21 protein-coding genes and 2 pseudogenes are annotated in these 26414 nt (G+C 70.3%); 7 read left to right on the top strand and 16 right to left on the bottom strand.

The features are described 5' to 3' along the window. Position 1 precedes the first annotated feature (1 nt). Entirely contained in the window at positions 2-655 is a 654-nt protein-coding gene (locus ACIBTS_RS37325) for a DedA family protein (protein ID WP_319670500.1), read from the bottom strand. 250 nt (positions 656-905) lie between these two features. Next, complete coding sequence (locus ACIBTS_RS37330) at positions 906-2828, bottom strand: RICIN domain-containing protein (protein ID WP_399325131.1); 1923 nt, start codon at positions 2826-2828, stop codon at positions 906-908. Positions 2829-3225: 397 nt separating this feature from the next. On the opposite strand from ACIBTS_RS37330, the gene galU reads away from it, so the two are divergent. Further along, positions 3226-4164 carry a UTP--glucose-1-phosphate uridylyltransferase GalU gene (gene galU, locus ACIBTS_RS37335; protein WP_399325132.1) on the top strand — a complete coding sequence of 313 codons (939 nt, stop codon included), beginning with the start codon at positions 3226-3228 and terminating at the stop codon, positions 4162-4164. Between the two features lie 99 nt (positions 4165-4263). Here galU and ACIBTS_RS37340 read toward each other — a convergent pair whose 3' ends face one another. Continuing rightward, the gene (locus ACIBTS_RS37340; RefSeq protein ID WP_079663679.1) at positions 4264-4701 is read right to left on the bottom strand and encodes a DUF4442 domain-containing protein; all 438 of its coding nucleotides are present in this window, start codon (positions 4699-4701) and stop codon (positions 4264-4266) included. Between the two features lie 111 nt (positions 4702-4812). Here ACIBTS_RS37340 and ACIBTS_RS37345 point away from each other — a divergent pair, with 111 nt between their 5' ends. Beyond that, the gene (locus tag ACIBTS_RS37345) at positions 4813-5862 is read left to right on the top strand and encodes a hypothetical protein (RefSeq protein WP_399325133.1); all 1050 of its coding nucleotides are present in this window, start codon (positions 4813-4815) and stop codon (positions 5860-5862) included. A 91-nt stretch (positions 5863-5953) separates the two neighbouring features. Here the strand turns inward: ACIBTS_RS37345 and ACIBTS_RS37350 are convergent, their stop codons facing one another. Next, positions 5954-6745, bottom strand: coding sequence for a spermidine synthase (locus tag ACIBTS_RS37350; protein WP_399325192.1), 792 nt, complete (start codon positions 6743-6745; stop codon positions 5954-5956). Positions 6746-6867: 122 nt separating this feature from the next. After that, on the bottom strand, positions 6868-8037 hold the full coding sequence (gene tuf, locus ACIBTS_RS37355) for an elongation factor Tu (protein ID WP_399325134.1): 1170 nt from the start codon (positions 8035-8037) through the stop codon (positions 6868-6870). A 488-nt stretch (positions 8038-8525) separates the two neighbouring features. Between tuf and ACIBTS_RS37360 the strand changes: the two genes are divergently transcribed. Then, positions 8526-9335 carry a VTT domain-containing protein gene (locus tag ACIBTS_RS37360; RefSeq protein WP_319672827.1) on the top strand — a complete coding sequence of 270 codons (810 nt, stop codon included), beginning with the start codon at positions 8526-8528 and terminating at the stop codon, positions 9333-9335. A gap of 23 nt (positions 9336-9358) precedes the next feature. On the opposite strand, the gene ACIBTS_RS37365 is transcribed toward ACIBTS_RS37360, so the two are convergent. After that, positions 9359-10528, bottom strand: a complete 1170-nt coding sequence (locus tag ACIBTS_RS37365; RefSeq protein WP_399325135.1) for a thiolase family protein — start codon at positions 10526-10528, stop codon at positions 9359-9361. Between the two features lie 144 nt (positions 10529-10672). On the opposite strand from ACIBTS_RS37365, the gene ACIBTS_RS37370 reads away from it, so the two are divergent. Then, complete coding sequence (locus ACIBTS_RS37370; protein WP_399325136.1) at positions 10673-11197, top strand: winged helix-turn-helix transcriptional regulator; 525 nt, start codon at positions 10673-10675, stop codon at positions 11195-11197. Positions 11198-11238: 41 nt separating this feature from the next. Here ACIBTS_RS37370 and ACIBTS_RS37375 read toward each other — a convergent pair whose 3' ends face one another. The 4 genes and pseudogenes from ACIBTS_RS37375 to ACIBTS_RS37390 form a co-directional block, all read right to left on the bottom strand. After that, positions 11239-11934 carry a hypothetical protein gene (locus ACIBTS_RS37375; protein WP_399325137.1) on the bottom strand — a complete coding sequence of 232 codons (696 nt, stop codon included), beginning with the start codon at positions 11932-11934 and terminating at the stop codon, positions 11239-11241. A 30-nt stretch (positions 11935-11964) separates the two neighbouring features. Next, positions 11965-12671: pseudogene (locus ACIBTS_RS37380) on the bottom strand (cupin domain-containing protein). Further along, positions 12665-13594: a PmoA family protein gene (locus ACIBTS_RS37385; protein WP_399325138.1), complete on the bottom strand. Its 930-nt coding sequence runs from the start codon at positions 13592-13594 to the stop codon at positions 12665-12667. The pseudogene ACIBTS_RS37380 and the gene ACIBTS_RS37385 overlap by 7 nt, the downstream one beginning before the upstream one ends. Then, positions 13591-14790, bottom strand: coding sequence for a Gfo/Idh/MocA family protein (locus ACIBTS_RS37390; RefSeq protein ID WP_399325139.1), 1200 nt, complete (start codon positions 14788-14790; stop codon positions 13591-13593). The genes ACIBTS_RS37385 and ACIBTS_RS37390 overlap by 4 nt, the downstream gene beginning before the upstream one ends. Positions 14791-15147: 357 nt before the next feature. On the opposite strand from ACIBTS_RS37390, the gene ACIBTS_RS37395 reads away from it, so the two are divergent. Next, the gene (locus ACIBTS_RS37395) at positions 15148-16023 is read left to right on the top strand and encodes an undecaprenyl-diphosphate phosphatase (protein ID WP_399325140.1); all 876 of its coding nucleotides are present in this window, start codon (positions 15148-15150) and stop codon (positions 16021-16023) included. A gap of 156 nt (positions 16024-16179) precedes the next feature. Next, a complete protein-coding gene (locus ACIBTS_RS37400) occupies positions 16180-16359 on the top strand; it encodes a hypothetical protein (RefSeq protein ID WP_399325141.1) in 180 nt (59 codons plus the stop codon). A 103-nt stretch (positions 16360-16462) separates the two neighbouring features. Here ACIBTS_RS37400 and ACIBTS_RS37405 read toward each other — a convergent pair whose 3' ends face one another. From ACIBTS_RS37405 to ACIBTS_RS37430, 6 genes and pseudogenes are all read right to left on the bottom strand, one after another. Further along, positions 16463-16912, bottom strand: a complete 450-nt coding sequence (locus ACIBTS_RS37405) for an SRPBCC domain-containing protein (protein WP_399325142.1) — start codon at positions 16910-16912, stop codon at positions 16463-16465. Positions 16913-17065: 153 nt separating this feature from the next. Further along, on the bottom strand, positions 17066-17575 hold the full coding sequence (locus tag ACIBTS_RS37410) for an inclusion body family protein (RefSeq protein WP_399325143.1): 510 nt from the start codon (positions 17573-17575) through the stop codon (positions 17066-17068). Between the two features lie 42 nt (positions 17576-17617). Continuing rightward, a complete protein-coding gene (locus ACIBTS_RS37415) occupies positions 17618-19471 on the bottom strand; it encodes a thiamine pyrophosphate-binding protein (RefSeq protein ID WP_399325144.1) in 1854 nt (617 codons plus the stop codon). Then, complete coding sequence (locus ACIBTS_RS37420) at positions 19468-21537, bottom strand: flavin monoamine oxidase family protein (protein WP_399325145.1); 2070 nt, start codon at positions 21535-21537, stop codon at positions 19468-19470. The genes ACIBTS_RS37415 and ACIBTS_RS37420 overlap by 4 nt, the downstream gene beginning before the upstream one ends. Before the next feature lie 394 nt (positions 21538-21931). Next, complete coding sequence (locus tag ACIBTS_RS37425) at positions 21932-23194, bottom strand: MFS transporter (RefSeq protein WP_399325193.1); 1263 nt, start codon at positions 23192-23194, stop codon at positions 21932-21934. Between the two features lie 400 nt (positions 23195-23594). Next, positions 23595-24142: pseudogene (locus tag ACIBTS_RS37430) on the bottom strand (DUF4291 domain-containing protein). A gap of 172 nt (positions 24143-24314) precedes the next feature. Here ACIBTS_RS37430 and ACIBTS_RS37435 point away from each other — a divergent pair. Continuing rightward, positions 24315-26375: a restriction endonuclease gene (locus tag ACIBTS_RS37435; protein ID WP_399325146.1), complete on the top strand. Its 2061-nt coding sequence runs from the start codon at positions 24315-24317 to the stop codon at positions 26373-26375. Positions 26376-26414 lie beyond the last annotated feature (39 nt).

Genomic DNA, 26414 nt, shown 5'->3' on the forward strand with positions numbered 1-26414 from the left:
ACTACTCGGCGGCGGCCACCGTCTCGACCTCGGCCTTCGCCTCGGCCTCCCGGGCGGCGCGCTTCGCCTTGCGCTTGATGATCAGGAACGACATCAGGCCGATCAGCGCCGCCGCCACGAGCCCCAGGTACGAGAACTTCTTCAGCCAGGACTCCGCGACGACACCCACGTAGTAGATGACGGCCGTCGTGCCGCCGGCCCAGGCGATGCCGCCGAGGACGTTGGCGATCAGGAACTTCCAGTACGGCATGTGCAGGACGCCCGCGAGCGGGCCGGCGAAGATGCGCAGGAGGGCGATGAAGCGGCCGAAGAAGACGGCCCACATGCCCCACTTCTCGAAGGACCGTTCGGCGGTGGCGATGTGCCCCTCGCCGAAGTGCCTGGGGAACTTCGCGCCGAGCCAGGCCAGCAGCGGGCGCCCGCCCTTGCGGCCGATGGCGTAGCCGATGGAGTCGCCGATCACCGCGCCGGCGGTGGCGCAGGCGCCGAGGACGACGGGGTTGATACCGCCGTGCTGGGAGGACATCAGCGCGGCCGAGACCAGGACGATCTCGCCCGGCAGCGGGATGCCGAGGCTTTCGAGTCCGATGACCAGGGCGACCACTGCGTATACGGCGGCCGCGGGCACCGTGTCGAGCCATTCCTGCACGTGCACCGCGCGTTCCTCCCGTTTGACGTCCCTCGGCAGCCTTGCGTACCCGGGAAGCCTACCGGGTCGGCCGGGCCCGGTCCCTCTCGTGGTGCAGCGCGCTGCACCACGGATCCGGGGATGCGGTCCCTCGTGGCGGCGGCCGAGCTCAGGGACGTCTGCCCCTCGTGACCGGGTGACGTCACCGGGTGGTCGGCAACGAGAAGGAGGGGCCGCTCCCCTCGGGCGGCCCCTCCTTCGGCCTTCGGTTCGTCGCTCAGTGACCGAGCGAAAGAGGCTTGGTCACGTTCACGACGGCGTCGCCGAGCAGGCGGGGTACCTCGCCGGGGGCCGGGATGGCGTCGAGGAGGGTGGCGGGGGCCGTTCCCGCTGTCGGTCCGGCCGGGTCGGCCGCGGCTCCACAGCAGCCCACCTGGGCGACCCTCGTTGCGAACTCCGGTGCGAGCGGGGCGGGTTCGGCCGGAGCGGGCGCCGGGGCCGTGTCGGGGGCGAAGGGCGCGGCGCCGGGCGGGGTCGAGGACGCCGGGAGGCCCGGATCACCCGGAGGGTGCGCGGTACCCGGGCCGGGCGGCTGTGCCGTCCCGCGCACCTCCGGGCCGGGGGCCCCGGCCGCCGCGTCGGCGGTGTCGAACACCCAGCGCTGTCCGGCCGACCCGTCCCGCTCGGCGACGACGGCCTTCCTCGCCCCTCCGGCACCGCGGGCGACGACCAGGCCGCCGTCCCGGCGCAGCAGGATCTCACCGCGGACGGTCAGGTCGAAGAACGTCTCGCCGGAGTGCACCAGACACGCGGCCAGGGCGGTCGTGCGGTGGCCGGGGTCGGCGGTCAGGCAGAGCGTCGGGGCGGCGGCGCTGCGCAGCAGTCCGTCGTCCTGGTACGACCACTGCTGGGAGGCGGCGGACGAGCACGCGGCCACGACGATCGGCGTTCCGGGCTCGGTCCGGCCGCCGTCGGCGTCCAGGCAGAGTCCGCTGACCGGGCTGCGCAGCCTGCCGTGGCCGGTCTCGGCGGCCCGGGAGTCGGACGCGGAGGCGGCCGACGGGGATCCGGAGGGCGGGCCGGCGTCGGAGCGGCCCGGGACGCCCTGTCCGTCGGCGGCCGGGGTGTTGGTCCCGCCGACCGGCGCTCCCCAGGTGGCGCGGGGCGCGGGGACACCGTTGTCGTCGGTCCAGCCCTTGGCAACGAGGACCGTCGCGACCAGCGCCAGGGAGGTCAGCCCCACGCCCACGAGCACGGCCTTGGGCCGTCTGCCCGGCAACGCGAGCAACCCCGCCGAGGTGGTGCGGTGCCGGCCTCCGCCGACGAACGGGCGCGCCCCGGCGGGCCGGGCCGGGGCATCGGCGGACGTGACGCGTCCGGGGCGGGAGTCGAGGTAGCGGCGGGCGCCCCAGCCGAGCACGGTCTCGGCGAGCAGTACGTCCAGTCCGCCGTCGAAATGGCTGAGCTGTTCGGCGGCGTGCCGGCAGAAGCGGCAGTGCGCGAGATGCGAGCGGACATCGGGCAGCAGGGTTCCGCCGCGGCGCAGGGGAACGTCCAGGAGACGGTTGTAGAAACGGCATTCGCTCGTCGGCGCGAGTTCACGGTGGGCGCGCACGCAACCGGCCCGGAATTGTTCCCGCGCCTGTTCCAGGACGGCCGCCGCGGTGATGTCGTCCACGCCCGACAGACCGGCCGGTACGGATATGGGTTCCGCCTCCACCTCCGTGTGCCACAAGAGGCATTGGGAGGCGGCCGGGAGTGACCGGAAAGCGCGCTCGGCGAGTTGCCGCCTTTCGGACGTCACGGGCCGTGCCGCGCGCAGTCCCCGGCCGCCGACGGTTTTCCGCAGTTCCGGCAGAACGGTGGACACCCCGTCGGCGCCGGCCCATTCCCTGACCGTCTCCCGTACGGCGACGAGGAGTTGGGGACGCAGAGCGCCCCCGGTGCGCCCGTCCGTCAGCCGGCCGAGCACCTCGTGGAACGCGGCGGCGGCCACGAGCCGCGCCGTGTCCTCGGTGCCGGCCAGGCAGACGGTCGCGTAGTCGTGGGCCGCCCGCCAGTGGCGGGCGATCAGCAGGGCGACCGCGCGGGCGCGTCCGTCGACGTCACCCAGCCGGGCGGCGAGTTGGGGGTCGGAATCGCCGGGGGGCCGGCCGGGGCGGGGCGGGTAGGGCGGTCGTGGGGGGTTCGGGGATTGCACGGAACCATTTCCTTCCAAGCCGACGGACGGCACGGAAAACACGTCGTCGGAAAGCAGGTGCCTGATTGGTGCGTACCTTTGGCCCGATCGGGCGCGTTGGCCGGATCCGACCCATCCGTAAGGGGAGGCTCACCTTCGCACACGCGCCTCACGGGAAACAAGGAGTTCGAGTGACCCAAGTTCAAAGCGCGGAAATTTCAGATAAGTTACCGGCGGTATCCGCACCCGCATTCGAAAATGACCCGGACTGTGGGACTCAACTTGTGTACGCGGGAAGCCGGATGAGGCACGGAATCTCCAACTTCCGGCCCTCGCGGGGCCGGCCGCCCCGGTACGGGACCGGCCCACAGGAATCTCAGAGGCGGCTCTCGGCGTTCTCCCATCCCGGTGGGCCAGCATGCTCCGCATGAGCACCCCCCACTCCGCACCCCGTGTCCGAAAAGCGGTCGTCCCGGCCGCCGGTCTCGGCACCCGTTTCCTGCCGGCCACCAAGGCGACCCCCAAGGAGATGCTGCCGGTCGTCGACAAGCCGGCCATCCAGTACGTCGTCGAGGAGGCTGCCGCCGCCGGTCTGGACGACGTCCTGATGGTCACCGGCCGGCACAAGCGCGCCATCGAGGACCACTTCGACCACGCCTTCGAACTGGAGCAGGCGCTCGCCGCCAAGGGCGACACCGTGCGACTGGACGCGGTGCGCGACCCGGCCCGGCTCGCCGACATCCACCACATCCGGCAGGGCGACCCGCTCGGCCTCGGCCACGCGGTGCTGTGCGCCCGCAACCACGTGGGCGACCAGCCGTTCGCCGTGCTCCTGGGCGACGATCTCATCGACCCGCGCGAGACCCTGCTCAGCAGCATGCTCGAGGTCCGCGAGCGGTACGCCGGCAGCGTGGTCGCCCTGATGGAGGTCCCGCCGGAGCAGGTCCACCTCTACGGCTGCGCGGCCGTGGAGCCGTCCGGCGAGGAGGGGGTCGTGCGCGTCACCGGCCTGGTGGAGAAGCCCGCACGCCAGGACGCGCCGAGCCGGTACGCGGTCATCGGGCGCTACATCCTCGACCCGGCCGTCTTCGACGTCCTGGAGCGCACCCAGCCGGGCCGCGGCGGCGAGATCCAGCTCACCGACGCCCTGCAGGAACTCGCGGCGGGCGGCACGGTGCACGGCGTGATCTTCTCCGGCCGCCGCTACGACACCGGCGACAAGGCCGACTACCTGCGCACGGTCGTCCGGCTGGCCTGCGACCGTCCCGACCTGGGACCGGAGTTCGTGGCCTGGCTCAAGGAGTTCGTGGCGAGCCTGGAAGGCGGCGGGACACAACGGGAGCGGTTGGCGGCCTGACGGCCTGACGGCGCGATTGCGTCACGGGCCCGGGACAGCGCGACGGCCCCGGCGGTGGTGTGCACCTGCCCGGGGCCGTCGCTTTCGTACGCACGACGCTCAGCCGTTGGGGCGCAGGGTCCAGATCACGGTCATCTCGCCGGTGACGGCACCGTCCGCGCGGCGGATCTCGATCGCGACCGGGAACTCGGGGCGCTCCCCCGCGTCGAGCTGTGCGACGACCTCGGCGGCCGGGCGGCCCAGGGTGGCGGTGGCGGTGACCGCGCCCATGGCCAGCTTCCGGTAGGCGATCTCGGCGCCGACGGCGAGCGGCACGGCGCGGGAGAGCTGGTCGCCGAACGCGGCCAGGACGATCGCGCCGCTGGCGGACTCGCCGAGCGTGAACATCGCCCCGGCGTGCGGCCCGCCCACGTGGTTGTGGAACTCGCTCTGGTCCGGCAGGGCGACCACGGCCTTCTCCGGACCGGCCTCGAGGAACTCGAGATTCAGGGTCCGGGCCATGGGCACCGTGGCGGCGAGCATCTCGCCGATGGACATCTGGTCTGCGCTCATGACCACGATGTTACCTGTGAGTAGCTTCGGCTGGCCAGCACGTCCTGACAGGGGCGGTGACCGCACCATGCCCCGGCGGCACTAGGGTTTCTGGCCATGTGGCCAGGACAGCAGCCGCCCGGGGGAGAGCAGAACCCGCAGGCGCAGAACAATCCGTACCAACAGCCGGGATACCAGCAGCCGAATCCGTATCAGCAGCCCGGATACCAGCAGCAGCCCAACCCCTATGCGCAGCCGCCCGCGCAGCCGCCCACGCAGCCGCAGTGGGGCGCACCGGCGCCCGCGGGCGCGCCCACCCCGCCGCCCGGCGCAGGCGGCGGAGGCGGCAACCGGACGAAGCTGGTGGCGATCGTCGCGGCATCGGCCGTCGTCGTGGCCGCCGGTGTCACCGGGTTCCTGGTGCTGGGCGGCGACGACGACAAACCGGTCGACGCGGGCAAGGGCAGCGCGAGTCCCACGACCTCGACGTCGGCCTCCGCTTCCGCGTCGTCCTCGTCCGACACGGACGACAACCCGCGCAGCAACGAGACGGAGAAGCCGACCGTCGCCGGCTGGAAGGTCGTCGTGAACCCCAAGTGGGGGATCGCCTTCGACGTGCCGGCGGACTGGGAGGTGCAGTCCCCGACCTTGAGCCAGGGCTTCGAGTGGGAGGACAAGAAGAAGTCCGACGGCTACGACCGCATCCTTCAGGGGGGCACGGCCGAGTTCAAGTCGAAGTGGTGCTCCACGGACTCCGACAAGGACGGCAAGGTCGACGACACCGCGCTGGCCGTGGTCGGCTCCAAGGGGGCCGAGGGGGCCAAGACCACCGACGAGATCGCGATCAACACGCCCGCGTGGTGGGTCTTCGGCGGTTACACCGACCCGGACAAGAAGAGCATCACCTTCGACAAGAAGGCCACCCCCTTCACGACCGCCTCCGGCGTCAAGGGCAGCTATGCCTGGGCCCAGTCGACGAACACGCCCCAGAAGGGCAAGTGCGACAGCGACGGCAAGGCGATCACGTTCGGCTTCAAGAACTCCAACGGCGACTACGTGTCATGGAACCTGTACGGGGCCAAGGGCGTGAAGGACGAGCTCCCGAAGGCCACGATCATGCAGATCCTCAGCACCGTACGGCTGCACGGGACGCCGACGCACAACTGACCGACTCATGACCGGCCGCGACCGAGGGCATGCCGATGTCCTCGGTCCTGGGCGGGATCAGCACAGATACGCCCGCACGTGCGTCGGCCGCTCAGCCGATGCCGAACGCGCCGTCGGGCGGCACGGGTGAGGGTACGGCGTCCTCGTCGCGTACCGGGCGTGCGTCGCCGATGAATTGACGCAGGCCGGGGCCGTGCTCCACCCGGGCGGGGAACGCGTCGGAGGCGGTGCGGCGGGCCAGTGCGGTCACGTCGAGCGGGTGGTGCGCGGCGACGAGCACCGCGTTGCCGAACCGGCGGCCGCGCAGGACGGCCGGCTCGGCGATGAGCACCAGCTCCTCGAACACCGCGGCGAGGTTGGCGAGTTGGGACCGCAGGAAGCCGAAGGGCGCGGCGTCGGCGAGGTTCGCCAGATAGACGCCGTCGTCACGCAGGACCCGTCCGGCCTCCTGGGCGTAGGACAGGGACGTCATATGGGCGGGGACCCGGGAGCCGCCGAAGACGTCGGCGACGAGCGCGTCGGCGGAGCCGTCCGGGGCCGCCTCCAGCCAGGCCCGCGCGTCTGCGGCGTGCAGCGCGATGTCCGCACCGGCCGGCACGGGCAGGTGCTCGGCGACCAGGTCCAGCAGAGCGCGGTCGAACTCGACGACGTCCTGCCGGGAGCCCGGGCGGGTCGCAGCCAGGTACCGGGGCAGGGTGAGGGCGCCGCCGCCGAGGTGCAGCACGGCCAGCGGCCGTCCCGCCTCGGCGACGGTGTCCAGGACGTGCCCGAGGCGCCGCGCGTACTCGAACTCCAGATACGTCGGGTCGTCCAGGTCGACGTACGACTGCGGCGCCCCGTCGACGGTCAGCAGCCAGGCCCGCTCCCGGTCGACGTCGGGCATCAGCTTGGCGATGCCGTGATCGACGTCGCGGGTGACGGGTATGGCTTCCACCTGTTCATTGTGCCTGCACTGCGACCCCCGAAGGGGCGCGGGGCCGTCACCCACACGGCTCCCGCGCACCCTCACAGAACGGCAGTCACGGTGCCAGCTCCCACGGTCCGTCCGCCCTCACGGACGGCGAACCCGAGACCCGGCTCCAACGGAACCTCCCGCCCCAGTTCGACGGTCATGACGACCCGCTCCCCCGGTCGCGCCACGGCCACCTCCCCCAGGTCCACATCGCCCACGACGTCAGCCGTGCGGATGTAGAACTGCGGCCGGTACCCGGTGGAGACGGGCGTCGTACGTCCTCCTTCGCGCGCCGAGAGCACGTACACCTGGGCCGTGAAGCGACGACTCGGCCGGACACTCCCCGGCGCCGTGACCACATGGCCCCGTCGGACGGCGTCCCGTGGCACCCCACGCAGCAGCAGTGCCACGTTGTCCCCCGCCTGCGCCTCCTCCATCGGCTTGCCGAAGGTCTCCAGGCCGGTGACGACGCTCTCCAGCCCGGCGCCGAGCACTTCGACCCGGTCGCCCACCCGGACCGTGCCCCGCTCCACCGCGCCGGTGACGACGGTCCCCCGGCCCGTGATGGTGAGCACGTTCTCCACGGACAGCAGGAACGGCGCGTCGAGATACCGCTCGGGCATCGGCACATACGTGTCGACCGCGTCGAGCAGCGCGTCGATGGAGGCCGTCCACCGCGGGTCGCCCGCCAGGGCCTTGAGGCCCGACACCCGTACGACGGGCGCGGCGTCGCCGCCGTAGCCGTGCTGGGTGAGGAGTTCCCGGACCTCCAGCTCGACGAGGTCGGCGAGCTCCTCGTCGGCGGAGTCCGCCTTGTTCAGGGCCACGACCACGTGGTCGACGCCCACCTGGCGGGCGAGCAGCACATGCTCGGCGGTCTGCGGCATGATCCCGTCGAGCGCGGAGACGACGAGGATCGCCCCGTCGAGCTGTGCGGCGCCGGTGACCATGTTCTTGACGTAGTCGGCGTGGCCCGGCATGTCGACGTGCGCGTAGTGCCGGGTGTCGGTCTCGTACTCGACGTGCGCGATGTTGATGGTGATGCCGCGCGCGGCCTCCTCCGGGGCACGGTCGATGCGGTCGAACGGCACGAAGGTGCCGGCGCCGCGGTCGGCGAGGACCTTGGTGATGGCGGCGGTCAGGGTGGTCTTGCCGTGGTCGACGTGACCCATGGTGCCGATGTTCAGGTGCGGCTTGGTGCGCACGTAGGCGGTCTTGGGCATGGCTGTACCTCGAAGCGTGTCCGTAGGAAGTGGGGACCCCGAGGAGCTGGCCGACCCTCCCCCTGCGGGGTCGCCGGACGATCCGGAGAGGGTCAGCTTCGGGCGCCGTCGACAGCGGCCACGAGGAGCGGGACGGCAGCCTTCGGTGCATCCGCGACTGCGGATGCTGCGAGGACGAAGGCGTACCGGAACATGGTGTCGATCATCGCCGAGGGTTCGTCCGGTGTCGAATGGTTTTCGGCGGTTGGCGTATGTCCTCCAGAACGCCCGCTTTGCGGCGGCGCGCGCCGTCTGGGACGGGGACACGGTCCACGACCGGTTCGTGATCCTGCTCGCCGTCACCGCCGACCCCGCCCGGCCGACCAGCTCTCGGTGCCGTTCCGCTGCGCGAGACCGCACGCCCCGACGCACGGGTGGCGCCCGCACCTGTGACGGTGGTGAGACGGACCATACGGCGATCACACATGTCCGTCGGTTACTGTCGCGGGATGCTCGATGCCACCACCCGCTCTGGGGGCACCGCCACGGCCCCTCCCCGGGCCACCGCCACGGAGCTCTTCGTCCCCGTACCGGCTCCCGTGCCCTTCGCCACGTCCGTCGCGGCTCCCGTCGCCGCGTCCGGCGGTTTCACCGCGCGCTGCGGCAGAGCGCTTCGCTCGCCCTGGGCCCGGTTCGCGCTGCTGGTCGCGCTGCTCGCGGCGGCCGCGTCGAGCGTGCTGCTCTTCGAACCGCAAAAGCTCCTCGCGGACGGCTGGCCACCGCAGTTGGGCGGCGTCTCGGCGGCCGCCGTCTTCGCGGTGGCGTACGGCCTGTGCACCGTGGCGTTCGTGCCGAGACCGCTGCTGAACCTGGCCGCGGGTGCACTGTTCGGCACGCAGTGGGGTCTCACCGCGTCGCTGGCGGGCACGGTGCTGGGGGCCGGCATCGCGTTCGGGCTCGGCCGTGTCCTCGGACAGGACGCGCTCCGTCCGCTGCTGCGCGGCCGGCTGCTCAAGGCGGCGGACGGCCAGTTGAGCCGGCACGGCATGCGCTCGATGCTGGCCGCCCGGCTGTTCCCGGGGGTGCCGTTCTGGGCCGCGAACTACTGCGCCGCCGTCTCCCGCATGGGCTGGCTGCCGTTCCTGGCCGCGACCGCGCTGGGGTCGATACCGAACACCGCCGCGTACGTCGTCGCCGGGGCGCGTGCCTCCTCGCCGACCTCGCCCGCCTTCCTGATCGCCATGGCCTGCATCGCCCTGCCGGCGGTCGGCGGCGCGGCGGTGGCCTGGCGTAAACGCCACCACCTGCGCAGGACCTGACGTATCGGACGCCTCACAACGCCTCAGACGCCTTCGAGAATCATCGCGTTGGCGAGCCCGCCCGCCTCGCACATCGTCTGCAGGGCGTAGCGGGCGCCGCGTTCACGCATCGCGTGGACGAGCGTCGTCGTCAGACGGGTGCCGCTCGCGCCCAGCGGGTGCCCGAGGGCGATCGCCCCGCCGTGCACGTTGACCTTGGCGAGGTCGGCGCCAATCTCCTGCCGCCAGGCCAGGACGACGCTGGAGAAGGCCTCGTTGACCTCGAAAAGGTCGATGTCGTCGAGCCGTAGCCCCGCCCGGTGCAGCACCTTCTCGGTCGCCGGGATCACGCCGGTCAGCATCAGCAGCGGATCCGAGCCGGTGACGGCGAAGCTGTGCAGCCGGGCGAGCGGGCGCAGACCGAGGCGGGCGGCGGTCTCGCCGGAGGTGATGAGCACGGCCGACGCACCGTCGTTGACGGGGCTCGCGTTGCCCGCGGTGACGTTCCACTCGATCTGCGGGAAGCGCTCGGCGAAGGCCGGGTCGTAGTAGGCGGACTTGAGGCCGGCGAGGATCTCGGTCGTGCTCCCGGGGCGTACGCACTCGTCGCGCGAGACACCGTCCAGGGGAGCGACCTCGGCGTCGAAGAGACCCGCCGAATTGGCCGCGTCGGCCTTGCGGTGCGAGGACACCGCGAAGGCGTCCATCTGCTCCCGCGTGATCGACCACTTGGCGGCGATGAGCTCGGCGCTGACGCCCTGGGGGACGAGCCCTTCGGGGTAGCGCTCGGCCACGCCCGGGCCGAAGGGGTCCTTGCCGGGCGGCACGTTGGACCACATCGGCACCCGGCTCATCGACTCGACCCCGCAGGCGACGACGAGGTCGTAGGCGCCGGACATGACGCCCTGGGCCGCGAAGTGCACGGCCTGCTGGGAGGAGCCGCACTGACGGTCGACGGTGGTCGCGGGGACCGTCTCGGGGAAGCCCGCCGACAGCAGCGCGTAGCGGGTGGTGTTCATGGCCTGCTCGCCGACCTGGTCGACGGTGCCCCCGATGACGTCGTCGATCAGCGCGGGGTCGACGCCCGAGCGCTCGACGAGGGTGCGCAGGGTGTGGGCGAGGAGTTCGACGGGGTGGATGTGGGCGAGGGAGCCGTTCGGCTTGCCCTTGCCTATGGGGGTGCGTACGGCTTCGACGATGACTGCGTCACGCATGTGCGGGGCCTCCATGACGAGCACGAGCAGGGATGCCTGGGGCGCCTACTGGCGAGTAGGAAATTCAAACCCACCATAACCCTGCGAGTTGGAAAATCCAACTAACCCGGGTTTGTTTTTCCAACGCTCCCCTAGACTGATCGCATGGCCGCCACCAACCACTCCGAAGACTCCAAGGGCTCCAAGGGCTCCCGGGGCTCCAAGGGCTCGAAAGCCCCGCGCCCCTGCTCGATCGCCGACGCCCTCGCCCTCGTCGGTGAGAAGTACTCCCTGCTCGTCCTGCGGGAGGTGTGCATGGGCAACGGCCGCTTCGACCAGCTGGTGCGCAACATCGGCGCCCCGCGCGACATCCTGGCCACCCGGCTGCGCCGCCTCGTCGACGCCGGGATCCTGACCAGGCACGCCTACAGCGAGCGCCCGCAGCGCTTCGAGTACCGGCCCACACCGGCGGGGCTCGAACTGGAGCCGGTCCTGATGACGCTCATGGCGTGGGGCGACCGCCACCTCCGCGAGGACGACGACCGCCCCATGGTGATCGAACATGTCTGCGGCAACGAACTGGTCCCCCTGGTCACCTGCTCGGCCTGCGGCGAGGAGGTCCGTCACGAGGACCTGAGCGCCCACCCGCAAGCACCGGGGTGGACGGTGGCGGGCCCGTCAGCGGCGTAGCACGTCGCCCGGCGGGATCGAGGGTGCGTGCCGAAGTCGCCTCAGGACGCGGCGGCGCTCTCCGCGAGGCCGAACACCGTCTCGCACTCGGAGCACGTCACCCGGCCGAACAGATGGACCAGCCAGCCGGCCACGACGTCCTGTCCGGCCTCCAGGGCCAGTGCGTGCAGACGGGCTCCGATGCCGGTGAGTTCGGCGGGGTCGGCCGGATGGAGTTCGGCCTCGCACTCGTCGAGGTACTCGCCCATCAGGACGAGGGTGGAGGCCTCGCACTCGGGGCACTCGGCCTCGAACTCCTCCAGCAGGCACTCCAGCTCCCGGGACCAGAACGGCACGCCCTCGAAGGCGAGCAGGAACTGCAGGCGGTACGCGAAGTCCCGCGGGTCGCCGGCGGGGACCCGCGTCACGCACTCCAGGCCCACCGCGAGCAATTCGGCGATCTCACCCGCGTACCGGGCCCTCAGCCCCTCATCGGCCTCGGCGACGATGCAGCCGGCCAGCCCGACCGCCTCGTCCCGGTCGCCGGCCGCCCGCCCGGCGGCGATGTCCATGAGCACCGGCAGCGCGGCGAAGCTCGCCCCGTACACGTCCCCCTGGTGGCACAGGGACGACCAGAGGGCGTGCCAGATCTCCCGGTCGCCCGGCCCTCCCTCCAGCCGGGCGAAGAGGCCGGGTATGTCGTCGGCGGGCCCGTAGGCGTGCCTGAGCTGCGACCAGTCGGTCGGGGGGTGCGTCATGGAGCGGCATTCTGCACCGCCGGTGTGACATCACTTTGGGGGCGGGTACGTGTCCAGCCGTCCGCACATCCCGAACTTCCCCCGCACCGACGGCTGTTCGGCCCGTACCACGGCCTCGGCGAGGTGGGCGACGTCCCCGTCCACGAGCCGGTCGAGCTGCTCACCCGTGGCCTGCGCCGCCGCCCGCGCGCCGCGGAGCCAGCGCTCGCGCCACTCGGTCAGCCTGGGCCTTACGAGCGCGGCGGCCGCCCGGTGGAAGGCGGCCAGCCCCTCGGGGGCCTCGCGCAGCGCCCGGTAGCCCTCCAGCGCGAGGTCGCGCCGGGCGCGGGCGATCCGGGCCTGCTCCTCCTGCGGGGCGTCGGCCGGGATCGCGGTCGCCGCGGCGTACGTCGCGGGGTCGGCGAGGTACCGCGGGGGCAGGGTGAGCACCGCGTCGCCCGCCTCCGGCAGCCCGCTGTTCTGCATCAGCACCGTGATGCGCAGGTCACCCTCGTTGACCAGCCGGTGGATGGTGCCCGGCGTGAACCAGGCGACCGTGCCGGGCGCGAGGGGCGTGACCTCGTACCCGGACGCCGTCAGGGTCTGCACGGCGCCCCGCCCGTGACGACGTATCCCTCCGAACAGGCCAGGTGCATATGGGGAGTTCCGCCGAGCAGACCGTCGGCTGCCGGCCAGTCGTACACACACAGGTGCGAGACGGCGACCCCGCCGGGCAGCCCCCGGTACGCGTTCACCACGGGTGCGTCTCCAGGTACTTGGCGATCTCCTCCCGCTCCCAGGCCCCGTCGGCCACGACCACCCGGTAACGACGGGTGAGCGTGTCGCCGGGGGCGAGCACGAGCTCCTCGAAGAAGGCCCAGGAGGGCGCGATCCCCGCGAACGGCTCGTTGCGGACGAACCAGTGGGCGGGGTGAGCGCCATGGGCACCGGAGTGGTCGTTCCCGGGGGCGTGCTCGAAGACGACGGTGGCGTGACCGTCGGCGCCGTCGTGCTCGCCGGAGAGCGCGAGCCAGGAGCTCTGTGAGGCCATCAGCCCGGGCCCCTCGCCCTCGGGGCCGATGATCCGGCCGTCCCGGAAGGCGCGCGGGCCGCGCCAGAACAGGCCCGTATAGCCCGCCAGCTCGCGCCCCGCGGTGGTCGGGCTGCCGAAGCGGAGCGGCTCGTCGCGGCGGTTGGTGACGGCGCTGGTCCAGGTCAGCGCCCAGGAACCGGCGTCCGGGTCGACGTCGTGCACCTCGATCCTGCGCGCCTCGTCCGCCCACAGCTCGCCGCTGTACGGGTGCCATGTCAGCCGCTCGGCGATCACGACCCGGCCGCCGACGGCGGACACCTCGTCGAAGCCGACGTGCGCCATCGACCCGACGCGCTCGGGGAGGGCGAGATACCCCTCGCCGTCGACGTACGAATTGCCGCCCCACAGGTTGGCGCCCGAGAGGTGGGAGGCGGTCAGCGACAGCCCCTTGTGCCAGCGGTGGTCGTTGGGCCGGTAGTCCGTGACGAGGTCGCCCCGAAGCGTCCGCAGCGGGTGGAGGTACGGCTTCGGCGCCTCCCAGGCCGCCTCGGGCCGGTAGACGTAGGCGAGCAGTTCGACGCCGGTGACCCGGTCGGTCACCGTGAGGCGGTCGCCGTGGGCGTGGACGAGACGCAGGTCGCCGCTCATGGGGACACCTCCGCGTCGACCGTGACCGGGTTCGGGTTCGGGTTCGGGTTCGGAGCCCAGCCGGGGGCGCCGCCGTGCAGGGCCGTGTAGTACGGGTCGCCGGGTCCGACCTCGCCCCGCTTCACCGTCGTGTCCGTGAACGCCGACTTGTACAGCGCGGTGATCAGCTCCAGGCTGGTGCGCCCGTCCACGCCGCTGCTGCGCGGCCGCAGGCCGGCCCGCATGCTCGCGACCAGTTCGCGCAGCTGCGCCAGGTGCGAGCTGGGGACGTCCGCGCCGAAGTCCTGCCAGGCCGCGGCCTGCTCGCCGGGGACGTCGGGGGCTGGGGTGATACGCCAGTCGGCGTTGGAGTGGCCGTAGAGGTGGGTGAGTTCGACGGTGGCGCGCTCGCAGTCGATACGGATGCGGCTGACCTCGTCGGGGCTCAGGACGCTGTTGACGACCGTGGCCATGGCCCCGCTCTCGAAACGGACCAGCGCGGTGGAGACGTCCTCCGTCTCCACGTCGTGCACGAGCCGGCCGGCCATGGCCCGCACCTCGCTCCACGGACCGAGGAGGTCCAGCAGCAGGTCCATCTGATGGATGCCGTGGCCCATGGCGGGGCCGCCGCCCTCGGTCTGCCAGCGGCCGCGCCAGGGCACGGCGTAGTAGGCGGTGTCGCGGTACCAGGTGGTCTGGCAGTGCGCGACGAGCGGCCGCCCGAGAGCCTGCTCGGCGAGCAGCCGCCGCACGTGCCGCGACCCGGATCCGAAGCGGTGCTGGAAGACGATCGAGGCGTACGGGCCGCCGCTGTGCGCCCCCTCCTCCGCTTCTACGGCGTCGTAGTCGGCGAGGGTCGGCACCGGCGGCTTCTCGCACCACACCCAGGCGCCGGCCCGCAGCGCGGCCACGCTCTGCTCGCGGTGCAGGGTCGGCGGGGTGCAGATGGTCACCAGGTCGGGGCGCTGCTCGGCCAGCATCCGCTCCAGATCGGTGTAGCCGTGCGGGACGCCGCCCTGCGCGCAGAACGTCTCGACGGCACCGGCATCGATGTCGACAGCCGCCACGACCTCGATCTCGCCCTCGGCGGCGAGCTGCTGGAGGGCAGGCAGATGAGAGCCGCGACCGATGGCGCCGGTACCGATGACGGCAGCCCGGATACGGCGCCCGGCGAGCGGCGCGGGCAGCGGAGCGGACGGCCGACTGGATGGGGACATGGGCGTGATCAGCACTCCTCCGACGAACGGCCACAAGACCGGACGGGCCAGCAACCAAGCAGAAAGCCTGCAGCACGCACACGCAGCAAGCGCTTTCCCTGAGCAGCAACGTATGCGGCGGCCGGGCAGCCGGTCAACCATGTGGGGATGTCGGACGTGCGGGCGCATGCCGGTCGGGGCGCAAGGCGGGTGTCGTCGGCTCAGGGGTGGCGGGGCGCCTGCCAAACCCCTGTGCCGGGACCGTTGTCGCGGACCGCTACGCTTCCCTCGGCACACACTTGATCACCTGATCACTTCGCGCGGCGGGCCTGCCGTCGCCGTCGCCCTCCCCGATCGGCACTTGGACTCCGTAACCTCATGTCTTGGTTTGAATCCCTCATCCTCGGACTCGTCCAGGGGCTGACCGAGTTCCTCCCCGTCTCCTCCAGCGCACATCTGCGGCTGACCGCGGCGTTCTCCGGGTGGAAGGACCCGGGCGCCGCCTTCACGGCGATCACGCAGATCGGCACGGAGGCAGCGGTGCTGATCTACTTCCGCAAGGACATCGGCCGGATCATCTCGGCATGGAGCCGGTCACTGTTCAACAAGACGATGCGCAAGGACCACGACGCCCAGATGGGCTGGCTGGTGATCGTCGGCTCGATTCCGATCGGCGTGCTGGGCGTCACGTTGAAGGACCAGATCGAGGGCCCCTTCCGTGACCTGCGGATCACGGCGACCATGCTCGTCGTCATCGGCATCGTGATCGGCGTCGCCGACCGGCTCGCGGCCCGCGACGAGACCGGCGGAAAGCACCGCGCGCCCAAGCAGCGCAAGACCCTGGAGAACCTGGGCGTCAAGGACGGCCTGATCTTCGGCCTCTGCCAGGCCTGCGCCCTCATCCCGGGCGTCTCGCGCTCCGGCGCCACCATCAGCGGCGGCCTGTTCATGGGCTACAAGCGCGAGGCCGCGGCCCGATACTCCTTCCTGCTGGCCATTCCGGCCGTACTCGCCTCCGGGGTCTTCGAGACGAAGGACGCCCTCGAGGGCGGTCACGTGGCATGGGGGCCGACGATGTTCGCGACGGTGATCGCCTTCGCGTCGGGATACGCCGTCATCGCCTGGTTCATGAAGTTCATCAGCACCAAGTCGTTCATGCCGTTCGTGTACTACCGCGTCATCCTCGGCATCGTCATCATCGCGCTGGTGACGACGGGCGCGCTCAGCCCGCACGCGGCGGAGTCCGCGGGCTGACCCCTTCATCACCACCGCTGCTCGCCGCTCCAAACCGCTGCTCGCCGGACTCGCCGGCGAGCAGCCCGGGTTGATCGATCAGCCGTGACCAACCCCATATCCGCACGCGTAGCCGTCCGGTAGCGCAGTGTCAGTGCTTCCGCCTAGGCTTGGCGCATGTCCCCCAATTCTGTGACCTCTGGTTCCGTGCGGTCTGCAGCCGAGTTAAACGAGCAGATCCGGGCCCTCTGGCGGCGCGCGGGCGGCTCGTTGTCCGCCCAGGAGCGGGCGGAGTACGAGCTGCTGGTGGTGGAGTGGGCCGCGGCGATCCGCGGCGAGGTGGTCACGGCGGCCTGAGCCCCGCCCGCCGCCCACGTGCCGTGAGCGGCGTACAGGTCTGGGCAGGGTTCGGTCACTCGCCGTGCCGGCAACTCGCCCTGCCGGCCACTCGTCCTGTCGGCTACTCGCTCTCTTCGGCCAGGAAGGCGGTCAGGCTGTCGAGGAGCATCGTGCTGCCCTGCTCGGCCATGGCGCGTTCCTCGGCGGTGTCGCAGGTCTGGTGGAGCCCGATCCGCGTCTGGCGATCGTCCTGTTCGTCGAGTTCCATGGTCATGGCCGCGGGCGCGGACTTGCCGGGTACGTCCATGCCGACCACCAGGCGACGGTGCTCGACGACCTCGAGATAGGAGCCGGTCAGCGGGACCTGCTCGCCGTCCGGCGTGGCCACCGTGGCCTTCCACGCTCCGCCCGGCCGTACGTCCATCTCGACGGATCCGGCGACGGCGTAGGCCCACCGGGCGTACTGCTCCGGGGTGGTCCACGCCTGCCACACCTTCGCCACGGGGGCGGACAGGGTTCGGGTGAGGTGGTAGGAGAAGCCGTTGGCCGGGGTGGACTGCTCGGTGCTCATGGTTCGTCTCCTTGTGCGGATGCCTGCTCGGAAAGGTCGCCTGACAGACACCCGCGGACGCGGAAACTCATCGCTGCGGCCCGCCCCCACAGGTGGGCCGGCCCAGCGTGCCGAGGACGGCGGCTGTCGGCCGCCTCCCTCGACCGGGCACCGTCAGGGATTTTCGATGGTGATGAAGGGGTCCCACTGGAAATACCCCTTCAACTGCCGATGGCGGTCCAGGATCTGGAAGTAGAAGTGGTACACGACCTTGCCGGGCTTTTTGACGGTCGCCCGCCAGTAATGATCCTGGTAGTTCTGCGTCACGAATTCCGGCCTGCCCTCGCTCCCCTCCTTCGGAATCGGAAAGATGCCGTCGATCACCTCGATCTCCGGCGTCCTGATGAGCTGGTGTTCCGGGTCGCTGCTGACGTACCTGTACAGCAGTGCCTTGTAGTCGCTGCTGAGCGACAGCGTCGTCTCCCGCCACCTGATGCTGTCCCCGGGTTCCGCCAGGAGGTTCAGCTCGGCCCCCGACGTACCGACGATGTGATCGTGTCGCGTCGTCATGTAGATCAGGCCGTGGTCGACGTACGTCGGTGCGTCGGGGTTCCGCGACGCGTTGGGATTCTGCTCGACGATCGTGGCCGCGTCGAACGCGATCAGGACGTTGAGATCAGCCATTTCCTGCCCCTTTCGAATACGAGAATTTCCTGGATTTCCGGTTCAGGCCGTCGCGGAGGGCTTCGGCACCTTGTAGGCCATCGCCCGCGGGTAGTCGTGCCGGCGCAGGCGGACGCGGACCAGCAGCGGTCCGGCGTTGACCGGGTCGTTCGGGTCGGTGAGGCGCGCCAGCAGGTCGTCCAGCTCGAAGGCGTGCGTGATGCTGATCCCGTTCGCCGGGGTGTTCTTGCCGGCGAAGACGTCCGCGAGGCGGTCGTAGTGCCACGGGTGCAGGACGTTGTAGAAGTCGGCGCCCTCCGGGTCCGCGGAGCCCGGCTCGGAGTAGTAGGACGGGTGCACCAGCATCTGCTCGATGCCGTAGAAGTGCCCGTTGTCCATGACGAACACCACCGACCGGAGCCCGAGCCTGGTGTGGGTGGAGATCTCCTGGCAGGTCTCCTGGAAGGCGCCGTCGCCGACGAACACCATCGGGCGGGCGCGCCCGCGTTCGGGAGCGAGCGCGGCGCCGGTGGCCGCGCCCACCGACCAGCCGATGGACAGCCAGCTGACCTGTGACAGGAACCCGCCCGCGGGCAGGGCCAGGTTCATCGAGCCGATGAGGGAGAACGCGGCATCGGAGACGACCGTCCAGTCCTCCTCGGTCTCCTGGCCCAGGAAGTGGTTGATCCGGTCGAACGCGCCGTCGTAGGTGAGCTGTTGGCGGTCGGCGTGCCGGGACCGCGAGCCGCTGGTGCGCAGGGAGGCGCGGTGGTGTCGCAAGGCGGCGGGGCGGCCGCCGAACGGTCCGTGGTGGGCGTGGGCCTCGGCGTAGTAGTCGGCGGCCGGGCCTCCGCAGCCGTACGCCTTCACCAGGGCGTCCTGGAGGGCGGGCAGCAGCTGTGCGAGCTGGACGTCGGGGAAGTAGGAGGTGCCGACGCTGACGCCGCCGTGCGCGGCCATCACCCAGTCGCCGCCGACGCACTGCTCGCCGCCGAGGTTCTTCGACGTGGACCAGGCGCCGAGCCCGATCCGGCAGGTGGCCCAGTCCTTGAACATCCGGTACACGTCCGGGTGGCTGGCGTGGCCGTTGTAGACGCCGTGGAACTGCGGCAGGTCCTCGTCGACGACGGCCTTCGCGCCGACGGTGGTGCAGAACGGCACGCCGGTGGCCTCGACCAGGTCGGTGAGCCGGCCGCCGAGGCGGAGCCGGTCGATCTCCTCGCCGGCCCACACGATCGGGCGGGGCCTGCCGTCCGGCCCTGGATGCTCCTCGACCAGGGTGAGGATCGCGTTCACGGCCTGGTCGAGCATGGCCTGGTTACGCGCGCTGAACGGCCGTTCGTGACGGACGATCGGCTCCTCGGGCCCGGGGCAGGGCTCGTCCCACAGGTCCTCCATGACCTCCAGGTAGACGGGCCTGCGCTCGGAGAGGCACGCGGTGAGCGCGGCGTCGATCTGACCGGCGGCCAGGCCCGGGTTGGAGATGACCTGCGCGTCCACGGTGACCTGCCGGTAGACGTCCAGGTTGCTCTCCGGACGGGGGCTCATGTGTGAGGTGAGCATGCCGAGGGCGCGATAGTTCTGCCACTGCTCGTACGGCGGGGAGGCGTTGACGGCGATGAGCGGGACCTGCTCGACGTAGGCGCCGCCGCAGGCGTTGAGCAGGTTGAACGCGCCGACGCTGTATGTGACCGCGGCCGCGCCGACGCCGTGGATGCGGGCGTAGGCGTCGGCGGCCTGGCCCGCGCCGCCCTCGGTGGGAGTGCCGACCCACTCGATGTCGCCCTCGGCCCGCAGGGTCGTCAGAAACGGGCCGAGGTGGTTGCCGGGGACGCCGAACAGATGGGTGATGCCCAACTCGGCCAGCCGCAGGGCTAGATAGCGGGCGACCGTGCACTCGGGGGTGATCGCGGTCATGAACAGTCCTCCACGTTCGGGCCCGGGGTGGTGACCGGCGGAGCCTGGTGTACGGCGACGGCGGCACGGACGGCGCTCTCCAGGGCTCCCTCGATCCAGGCGTGCTTGAGGGAGGTGTGCTCTCCGGCGAAGTGCACGGGGCCCTCGGGCCGGGAGACGTCCAGGTGGAAGCTGGTCATCTGGTGGGCGGTGTAGATCGCGGCCTCACCGAAGGCGTACGGGTCGCGGGCCCAGCTCTGGGTGGCGCCCCGGCCGGTGAAGAACACCTCGATGCGGCGGCCGTGCAGGGCCTGGAGGTTGCGCAGCGCATAGACGTAGCGCTCCGCATCCGGCATGGAGTCCCAGCGCGCGGCGTCGTCGGACCAGCAGTACGAGGCGAGCACCACTCCGCCGGTGCTGCCCTCGACCCGGTGCGACGGGTAGTACATGAACCGGTTGGGGTTGTCGGTGGCAGAGCCCCCTCCGAAGCAGTGGGTGGCGGGGCGCACCGCCGGTCCGCGCAGCGGCAGGGCACTGTCGATCTGCCGCATTTCCTCGGTGACACTGCCGTCCTTGACCGCGGCGCCGAGCAGGCCGGCGTTCTGGCCGGGGAGCATGAGGGTGGGACCGGTCTCCGACGCGGCGAGCGCGAGCGCGGGATCGGGGACCGCCTCGGCGCTCAGCCGGTAGAACTCGTGAAGGCCCGGTGCGATGCTCTCGAGTTCGTCCCGCCAGTCGTCCTCGGTGAACTCCCACCATCGGTGGCTGAACTCCAGCAGCACCTTGGTGGCCTGGTCGTAGTGGGTCTCGATGACGGCACGGCGCTTCTTGTACGACATCGAGGGGACTATCTCCACGAAGCGCAGGGCGGAGAACGGGATGGTGACGATCGCCAGGTCCGCCGTCCACAGACGCGGCGGGGCCTGCGGGTCGTTCTCGGCGACGGTCTGCACGGCCACGCCCCAGCCGTCGGGCCCGACCGCGCCGGTGCCCTCGGGGTCGGTGTCGCGGCTGGGGTCGTGGTACTCGAGGCGGATCATGCGGTGGCCGAGCCGCACCTCGTCGCGCAGGCCCTGATGGAGGGCGTGCGGCAGGCGCCAACTGCCGCCGGGTATCTCCCAGTAGCGGACACCGGGGTTGATGTCGCTGCGGCTCAGGAAGCTGTGGAAGAAGGAGAGGTGCAGCCGGGAGGACATGTTCTCCAGGGTTCCGACGGCCTCGATCGCCTCGTCGCTGAGCCCGGCGTGGTCGCGCAGGAAGCCGCCCATCGAGTAGCCGTCGAAGTCACGGATCACCCGGGCCCAGCCTTCGACCCACTCGTCGAACGGCTTGTTGACGCGCTTTCCGTCGACGACGTCGGAGTAGTAGTCGCGCACGCTCTCCAGTGCGTCGTCGACCATCTTCACGACGGGGGCGCGCACCTCGTCGTCGGTGAGATGGAAGCCCTCGTTGATCCGTTCGGGAGTGGTGGCGTAGTCGGCACGCCGCACCTGGACGCGGTTGGCGCGGATCCAGGAGTTGCCGCGCTTGTCGGGTTCCCGGAAGTCGGGGCTCTCGTCGCCGTACGTCCAACTCCGGCCGGTGAAGGAGGTGTATGTCACCGGAGGGACGGGGACATCGGGCCGGCTGCCGGTGGAGGGGGCCACGTCCACGTTGTAGAACTGGCGGCGGCCGAGCCCGAGTTTGTCGACGAGGGCGAGGACCAGCGGGTGGAAGTCGGGCAGCCGCATGGCGCCGGCCTCGGCGTACTGGGCGTGGTCGTCGAAGGGCTGGTGGTGCTTGGTCGCGCGGAAGGTCTTGATGCGTCCGCCGACGCGGCCGGCGTTGGCCTCCAGGACGGTGACGTCGTGACCGGCGTCCTTGAGCAGGCGGCCGGCGACGAGGCCGGTGATGCCGGCGCCGATGACGAGGATCTTCTTGCGCGGGTGGGGGGTGGAGCCGAGGTGGCCCGTGTCGATGAGGGTGTGGAGATAGCCGAGCTTGAGGTCCTTGCCGTCCGGCCCGACGAGGAGGAGTTCACGGGCGAGCCTGAGGCACGTCTGCCAGCGCGCACGGGTCGCGGAGTTGTCCCGTGGAATGTCGGTCATAGCTTGCGATCGTAGATATGGAGAAACGATTTCCTGGTTCCTTCGACGGATAAAGTCCTAAAAACACCGATCGCACCGCCTGGCGGAATTTTGACTTGCCCGGCTTTCCCTGGCAAGAACCGAAGATTCGCCAGGGACGGAAGGGAAAGGGGAGTTATTCCGACAGGCGATTCGCTCGCGGAACAACGAAATCCGGCACGGAACATGGGAATCCAGGACCCTCGATGACGACGGTTTTACCGACCGACCGTGACGAGGGGGAACAGGGAGGACAAGGAGGGCGGCACACTCCGGCCAGTAGTCGCCGCCACGCTCGCCTGGGGCCCGGACCGCCCGGCGGCGAGTTCCGAACATTCACACGGAGACTCGCAAGCAATTCGAAAACCCTGACGAGTCACTGTGATGACGGCAAGCATTCCGCGACACGCCCTGCGGGCTCTGGAAGCTCCCGGCCCAGGCGGGCGAGCGGGGATACAGCCATCAGCACCGGGGACAGCAGCATGCCTGCGGCCGTCACCAGGAGGCTGGCGCGCAACCCCCACTCCTCCGCGAGGAATCCGCCGAGCAGAGAGCCGAGCGGGGTCAGCCCCATGCCGACAAACGTGATCGTCGCTGCCGCACGGGCCTGCATACCGTCCGGCGTGACCGCCTGTCGGACAGCCATGATCGTGACATTCACCAACTGGCCACCCGCCCCGAACGTGAAGCCGACCGCCAGGAGCACGGCGACCGCCACCGCAGAGGAGCCGTGCAGCGCGGGCGCCCACAGGAATGCGCTGTCGCCGAGCGCCGCCGCGGACACGAGCACCGCGCCATGACCGAATCGGCCCGGCAGGCGGGCGGCCAGCAGCGAGCCCAGGAGCGCGCCCGGCCCCGTCGCCGCCAGCGACAGCCCGACGACGGTGCCCGACAGATGCAGTTCCCGCGGCAGGAAGAGCAGATAGACGGTCATCAGGGCGGCGAAGGAGAACTGGAAGGCTGCCGAGGCGAGGCACACGGTCCGCAGCAAGGCATCGCCGACGACGAAACGGAGGCCCTCGTGAATTCGCCGCCCTATGCGAGGGGAACGTTCCGAGTGCTCCGGGACCGACTCGCGGCGGCGGATCCGTCGGATCGACAGGAAGGACAGGGCGAAGAAGAACGCGCTGGCGGCGGCAGCGATCGGCGCCGACAGAAACGACACCAACGCACCGCCGAGGGCGGGGCCTCCGATCTGCGCCGCGGACCGGCTGCCTTCGAGCGCGCTGTTGCCCCGCACCAGCTGATCACGTCTCACCAGCCGTACGAGAGAGGCCTGGTAGGCAACGTCGAAGAACACGGACAGGACCCCGACGGCGAAGGCGATCACGAACAGCGCGGACAGGCCGAGCCAACCGAGGAGACCGGCCAAGGCGGCGGCGCCCAGTGCCAGGGTTCGGCCGGCGTCCGTCAGCACCATCACCGTGCGGGTCCGCCAGTTGTCCACCCACGCGCCGACGAAAAGCGCGAGCAACAGGATCGGCGTCTGGCCCACCGCGCGCAGAACGCCCAGCTGGCCTGCACTGGCGCTGAGCGTCAGCACGGCGAAGAGGGGCAGAACCACCAGACTCGCGTGCTCACCGAGTTGGGAAGCCGTCTGCCCCATCCAGAGCCTGCGGAACTCGGCGTCCCGCCACAGGCTCGACGGAACAGATCGACCGGAATCGGATACGGCGGAGGACGCGGACGATGCGGAGGACGCAGAGGACGCAGAGGACGCAGAGGATGCGGAGGACGCAGAGGATGCGGACGGCACGAGGATCCCTTGATTGCCGACAACGAGGCCCGGCCCCCGGCGCCCAACAGGTGCACCGACGGTTCAGGCAGGGGAAGGCTCGCTATGCCGCAACATCAAGGGCAGCACGCGATGACAGACCGATCACGGCCCAGAACGTCAACGCGCGCTCGGACGACCGAGCATCTCTCAGCTCCTCATGGGTGACTCGCCGAACCCGAACACTAACCCTCGACGGCCGAGCAGGAAACACGATTTGATGCCGCGGTCCGCGCAGGCGGCCGTCAGATGAGCCGGCGTCCCGTCATCCGCGTAGGTGGGCAAGGAGTTCCTCTCCAGCGGGGGTACGGGCGTTCCGGAGGCAGCAGTCGCGCGGCGGAGTCCAGGTCACCGCTGCTGACGAGGGCGTGGATCTCATGGGCGAGCGGGGTGACGTCGCGGACGGCGACCGTCCACTCGTCCGCGTAGCGCCGGGCGGCCTCACCGGAGAGGCCGAGTTGCAGGGAACGGTGGCAGGGGCTGCAGGCGCAGGTCCCGTTCCGGGTCCCACTGCACCCGCGCGGGAGATCGCTTCAACTGCCGCTTCCAGTCGGCCTGTTCCCCGTGCAGGTCCGGGACGTGGTGCGAGAGACACGCGTTGCGCAGCGCCCACTCGAACCCCTCCCGACTGATCTTCACGGCCAGGACGGTCTCCTGCCTCTCCTTCGCGCCCCAGCCGCAGCGGTACATCATCCACAGGAAACTGGGCTTGATCCAGGTCAAGCCACGTTCACAGACCTTTCTGCGACTGGGGCACCCGGCGGGGTCAACGTTGAGAAAAGCGTAGGTTCGGGCACTGCGGACCCAGCGCAGCCTTGGCTACCCTCGAGTCACGGTGACCTGCGGGGATGGCTCGATCAGATTGCCTTTGACGAGTGGATGTCCGACACATCGATTGCTGTATAGAGTCGTCTCGTCACAACTGGTTGTGGGGACAACCAAAGTGCCTTTCGGCTGCCAACGTCCTGGGGAGGGCCTGGAGCACATGAGTCGTCGCTCTACTGGTTTTGTCGGCGTCTGGGCTGAAGTGCAACGCCAGCAACAGCGCCAGCTGGAGGCCGAAGCCAGGCAGCGGAGGCAACAAGAACAGCAAGCACGTGCCTACCAGCGGCGAGCCGCTCAGAGCCACCGCGAGTACAGGCAGGCAGAGGCGCAACGTCGCACGGAGGAACTCGACGCGCAGGTTGCGTCGCTGCAAGGTCTTCTCGCCTCGGGTTGCCAGGCTCCGGCTTTCAGAGCCTCCTCTCTCATGCGGCCTGAGGAGGTGCAGCCCTTCGCTCCAGGACCGTTGGCGCAGCCCGTGCCAATGCCGGATTTCAATCACTACCAAACGCAGAGCGGTTGGACTGCGAGTCGCCGAGCCCAAGCGCAGGCCGAAGCCCAGGCGCGCTACGAGCGGGACCGGCAGACTGCCCAGGCCGCAGAGGCTCATCGACAGCAACAGCTGGCGTCGTACCAGCGTGAGTACCAACAGTGGGCAGATGCTCAGCTTGCTGATGTACGGCGCCACAACGCCGGCGTCGTCGCGGTAACCGAAGGAGTGAGGCACCGGGATCCCGATGCCGTGGTCGAGTACTTCTCTGCCGCCCTTTACGCCTCGACGGCGTGGCCGGAGGGTTTCCCCCGTCAGGTTGCCGCAGCCTACGACCCGGCAGCCCGACAGCTGGTACTGGATTGGGAGTTGCCCGCTTACAGCATCGTGCCGGAGGTCAAGGCTGTTCGGTATATGTCCGGGGTCGATCAGGACAAGGAGACTCCTCGCCCTGTAGGCCAGCGCCGGGCTCTGTACACGGAGGTTCTCGCGCAGTGCGTGCTGCTTGTTCTGCACGAACTGTTCGCCGCAGATGAGCTGGGTGCGCTGGAGTCGGTGGCCTTGAACGGGTTCGTCGACGGTCACGACCCCATAACAGGCCGACCGGGCCACATCTTTCTCGCAACTGTCATGGCATCGCACTCGGCGTTCCGTGACCTGCACCTGGCGCAGGTTGACGCAGGCAGTTGCCTCGCTGATGCACTGCGAGGGCAGCTCTCCACTCGGCCGGACCAACTCACATCAGTGCGGCCGAGTCGGCAGCCCCAGGACGTCGGGAACCGCGTCGTCGCTCATGGCAGCGATGAGGAACCGGACCTGTACGACATGGATCCCATCGCCTTCGAGAATCTCGTTGCCGATCTCTTCCGTGCCATGGGCATGCAGGCAGTGACCACCCAACGCTCCAACGACGGCGGCGTGGACGTCGACGCACTGGACCCGACACCGATCCGAGGCGGCAAGATCGTCGTACAGGTCAAGCGCTACCGCAATACGGTGCCGCCCACCGCTGTCCGTGACTTGTACGGAACGGTGCAGGACGCCGGCGCCAACAAGGGTGTCCTCGTGACAACCTCAGGGTTCGGCCCCGGCTCGCACACCTTCGCCAATGGCAAGCCGCTGGAACTTATCTCGGGCCCTGAACTGGTAGATCTTCTGCATCGCCATGGGCTGCGTGGGCGACTGGGCGAGGGCGGTCGGCAAGCCTCAGCCCCACCGACGCCCTCAGGGCCGGACACGCGGCTGCCAGACGATTACAACGTCCTGGGTATGTCCTGGACCGGAAGCGTCGCCTTGGACGTGTGCGCTCTCGTCTGCAATGGCAACCGCGTCCTCAGCGACGATCACTTCGTCTTCTTCAACAACCCTCAGACGCCGGACGGCTCAGTGCGGGCCCTTCCAGCAACGGGGCCGGACAAGGCTGCGATCTGCGTGTCCTTCGACGGGTTGCCAGACGCAGCTGACCGGTTTGTTCTCGTGGCGGCCATCGACCCAGAGGTCAACCCGAACGCCGATCTCTCCGGCTTCACAGATGCCTGCATCCGGCTGCTCGATCCAAGGATGACCGAGCTGGGACGCCTTGAGGTTTCCGACGGCCGGCCGCACGAGACCGCCTTGGTGCTTGGCTCCTTCCGTCTCAGGTCCAACGGCGACTGGGATTTCGTCCTCGGCGGCAAGGGCTACACGGGCGGCTTGGAAGAACTCGTCCAGGACTACGGCATCGACGTGGAGTAGCTCAGCTGGCATCCAGATGCAGCCAGCAGGACGGTTGTG

Source organism: Streptomyces sp. NPDC050121 (assembly GCF_044460385.1).
GTDB classification, from domain to species: Bacteria; Actinomycetota; Actinomycetes; order Streptomycetales; family Streptomycetaceae; genus Streptomyces; species Streptomyces soliscabiei.